5 protein-coding genes are annotated in these 3,320 nt (G+C 60.5%); 3 read left to right on the forward strand and 2 right to left on the reverse strand.

Annotated features, from left to right (window positions below; genetic code table 11):
• The coding region (locus ABSG20_RS32935) for a sensor histidine kinase (RefSeq protein ID WP_423868623.1) at positions 1–559 on the forward strand (559 nt) is incomplete at its 5' end.
• A complete protein-coding gene (locus tag ABSG20_RS32940) occupies positions 537–911 on the forward strand; it encodes a response regulator (protein WP_423868624.1) in 375 nt (124 codons plus the stop codon). The genes ABSG20_RS32935 and ABSG20_RS32940, both read left to right, overlap by 23 nt.
• A 130-nt stretch (positions 912–1,041) precedes the next feature.
• Here the strand turns inward: ABSG20_RS32940 and ABSG20_RS32945 are convergent, their stop codons facing one another.
• Together ABSG20_RS32945 and ABSG20_RS32950 are read right to left on the reverse strand one after the other, a co-directional pair.
• Complete coding sequence (locus ABSG20_RS32945; protein ID WP_423868625.1) at positions 1,042–1,878, reverse strand: slipin family protein; 837 nt, start codon at positions 1,876–1,878, stop codon at positions 1,042–1,044.
• 80 nt (positions 1,879–1,958) lie between these two features.
• Positions 1,959–2,264, reverse strand: a complete 306-nt coding sequence (locus ABSG20_RS32950) for a GlsB/YeaQ/YmgE family stress response membrane protein (RefSeq protein WP_423868626.1) — start codon at positions 2,262–2,264, stop codon at positions 1,959–1,961.
• Between the two features lie 305 nt (positions 2,265–2,569).
• On the opposite strand from ABSG20_RS32950, the gene ABSG20_RS32955 reads away from it, so the two are divergent.
• Positions 2,570–3,076: a hypothetical protein gene (locus tag ABSG20_RS32955; protein ID WP_423868627.1), complete on the forward strand. Its 507-nt coding sequence runs from the start codon at positions 2,570–2,572 to the stop codon at positions 3,074–3,076.
• Positions 3,077–3,320: the final 244 nt, after the last annotated feature.

Genomic DNA, 3,320 nt, shown 5'->3' on the forward strand with positions numbered 1-3,320 from the left:
CATTCGAGATATGCTGGCGTTCTCCAGGCCGACGGCATCAAGTACGGAAATCCATGATCCGCTCGTGCTGCTGCACGACAGCCTGCCGATCGTGCGGCAGGCCGTTCCGCCCGGTGTTGTCGTTTCGCTCCGAATTGAGGGCTCGCTACCCCTGGTCCGGATCAACCGGACCACCTTCGCCCAGATACTCCTGAATCTCGCGATCAATGCCGCCGCGGCAATGAACGGTCAGGGCGAACTGACGATCGCTCTGGAACAGGATGTGCGCGGACCTGAACAAGGAGAGACAGGGCAGCCAACCAGCCTGGTTCGATTGCTGGTGATTGATAACGGCCGCGGCATGGACCAGGCGACGCTGGATCGCGCCTTCGAACCGTTCTTCACCACCAAGCCGGTTGGACAGGGGACGGGGCTCGGGCTGCCCGTCGTCTATGGCCTAGTCCGCGAGATGGGCGCGACGATTGCGCTTGCAAGCGAGCCGGGTTGCGGAACAACCGTGACCATCCTGATACCTGGACATAACGGAGAATCGGACAATGGCATCGATACTGGTAATTGAAGATGTTCCGGCGGTGTTGCTTTCGCTGAGGATCGTCCTGCAAGGCGCCGGTCATGAGGTGACGAGCGCACAGGATGGAGATCGAGGACTCCGGCTGCTCAGGGATTCATCGTTCGATCTGGTGATCACGGATATCTGGATGCCGGGCTCAAAAGGGACCGATGTCATCCGGGATGGAAAGGCGCGGTCGCCCAAAACGCGCTTCCTCGCCATCACCGGTGGCGATCCGAACAGCGGCGGCTCGCGGGACGCTCTGCGCGGGCAGGATTTCGGGGCTGATCGAGTGCTGCTGAAGCCCTTTGAGAAGCCCGACCTGCTCAACGCCGTGTCGCAGCTATTGCATCCATCGTAGGGTGGGTTGAGCTCTTCGCGAAACCCACCAATTGCGCCGCTGCGATGGGTTCGTGACCAGTTCGGACATGCGTCCGATCTGGTCATTCTACCCCATCCCACAAGTGATCAGGGAATGAGGTCAGTATATCTCACGCGTTCAGCGGCGTGTCTTTTGCGATGGGGCCGATGCTGGCGCCATTGGTGCCTGCGGCCTTGCCGGGCTTTTCGATCAGCTCAAGGAACGGCTTGATGATGTCGATGGGCATTGGAAAGACGACGGTCGAATTCTGCTCCGCGCCGATCTCGGCCAGGGTCTGCAGGTAACGCAGCTGCATGGCGGCCGGAATGCTCGAAAGGATCTTGGCGGCGTTGACAAGGGTCTGCGCGGCCTGGAACTCGGCTTCGGCATGGATGATCTTGGCGCGGCGGTCGCGTTCGGCTTCTGCCTGCTTGGCGATGGCGCGTACCATGTTTTCGGTGAGCTCGACGGTTCTGATCTCGACGTTGCTGACCTTGATCCCCCAGTTCTCGGTTTGGCTGTCGATAATGCTCTGAACGTCGGTGCTGAGCTTCTTCCGCTCCGAAAGCATCTCGTCGAGTTCATGCTGGCCCAGCACCGCGCGCAGGGTCGTCTGCGCCAGCATGTTGGTGGCCGGAAGGTAGTGCTGAACCTGAATGATGGCCCGTTCGGGATTGACGACGTTGAAGTAGAGTACCGCGTCGACCTTCATTGAAACATTATCGTGGGAAATGACGTCCTGAGTGGGTATTTCGATGACCTGGATGCGCAAATCCACTTTGACCATCTCCTGGATGAATGGAATCAACAGCACGAGGCCGGGCCCCTTGACCCTCTGGAACCGCCCGAGCGTGAAAACGACCGCCCGCTCGTATTCGCGCAGGATCCTCACGCTCGCGCCGATCAGAATCAAGGCGACTATCAGCAGGGCCGGGGTGAGATACAGAAGGTAAGATTCCGTAAACATGATTTGCGCCTTTCAGAAGGAAAGAATCAAGACAGGATCGCTGTTGTCGACGTCTGCGCTGCAACGGGTTGTCGATCACACTACCACCGGCTGCTCCAGCCCCTTCGCAACCTGGCCCGCCATCCAGTCCCACCCCGAACCAGCCGCATAATCAATAAAAGGATCAAGGCGCCGATGGTGGCGTCGATGATTGCCGAGACAATGCCTGAGCCAAGCTGGATACCGAGTTGCGGCAGCAGCCAGCCGCCGATGAAAGCTCCGATGACGCCGATCATCAAATCGCCAATGAGCCCGAAGCCGGTGCCTTGCACGATTTGGCCGGCCAGCCATCCGGCGACGAGGCCCACCAGAAGTATGATCACCAGGCTCTCACCAGACATGTACATGTTGGCCTTCTCCTTCTCCGTTACGCCAGGGAGAATAGAGCGGGCAGCGCCGCTGTAGTAGATTCGGAATATACCTACTCGGCAATGCTGCGTTTAAGAGATGGCTTGCTGGCGTCCTGCCGGAGGAGCCACAAGTAAACATATCGGCGGCCTTCGATCGGGGATTGACGCCGCTGCTCGCGTCGGTAGGTGCTTTGCGCCTAGGTAGTTTCCGATCCTGACCTGCCCGTCTTTCGTCCGATAGCATGCCGATCGAACCGTTCGAAAAGCGACGAGCGGCGCGTTCCGGAATGGAGGCTATCCTCGTGGCTGTGACGATCCGCGCCGTACCAGGTTCCGCGCTGAGAGCGGAATTCGACGCCTTTCTCTTTGCCTCGATCGGCGAGGACGGCAACGGCATGCAGGTGAGTGTCCTTTCCGGACTGGCGCGGTCCGACCTCGATCCCTGGCAGGAGGCCGCCAAGCTGGCCGAGTTGCCCGGAAAAACCGCGGTCGACAGATTAACCGCGCTGATTGAAACGCTGCCCGGCAATGCCTGGGCGCGGCCGGACGCACGGGCGGTTGCGACGCGCTTGATCGCTTTGCTGCCACGAACGCCTGCCGGCAATCCTGCATCGGGCCCGACGCCGGACAACCTCGGCGCCATGATCAAATCGCGGCCATGGTGGGTCTATGTTCTGTTGATGACCTTCGTGTTGGGTTCCCAAATTCTTGTCGCCAGTCAGCAACCATCGCCAGCAGCGCACCTCCCAGCCGTGAACGCCACTGGCGAGGTGGCACCGCCGCAGCCGCCGGCTTTTTCCGGCCAGTAGCCGTCGTTGGTTCTTTCACGCCGCGCGGAGCCGATCCGGTTTCGCCCGGGTTGAGGTGCTTTTGGCCGTTTCTTTGCCCTCGGCGCGGCTTCACGGCACTCAGGCCATTTCATTGGGAACCGATCTCGCCGTGGTAACTTAGTGACGGGCTACCGGATGCATGGTGCCCCCCAAGCATCCGATGGAATGACGGCCTCAGCCCGCACCCCCGGGCTGAGGCCGTTGCATTTCGGGGGCCGATGGG

The organism is Bradyrhizobium sp., assembly GCF_049512235.1.
Classification (GTDB): Bacteria; Pseudomonadota; Alphaproteobacteria; order Rhizobiales; family Xanthobacteraceae; genus Bradyrhizobium.

Bases quoted from the DNA above. Each gene is read 5' to 3' on its own strand.
- ABSG20_RS32940 (WP_423868624.1), top strand. From the start codon at position 537: ATGGCATCGATACTGGTAATTGAAGATGTTCCGGCGGTGTTGCTTTCG.
- ABSG20_RS32945 (WP_423868625.1), bottom strand. From the start codon at position 1,878: ATGTTTACGGAATCTTACCTTCTGTATCTCACCCCGGCCCTGCTGATA.
- ABSG20_RS32950 (WP_423868626.1), bottom strand. From the start codon at position 2,264: ATGTACATGTCTGGTGAGAGCCTGGTGATCATACTTCTGGTGGGCCTC.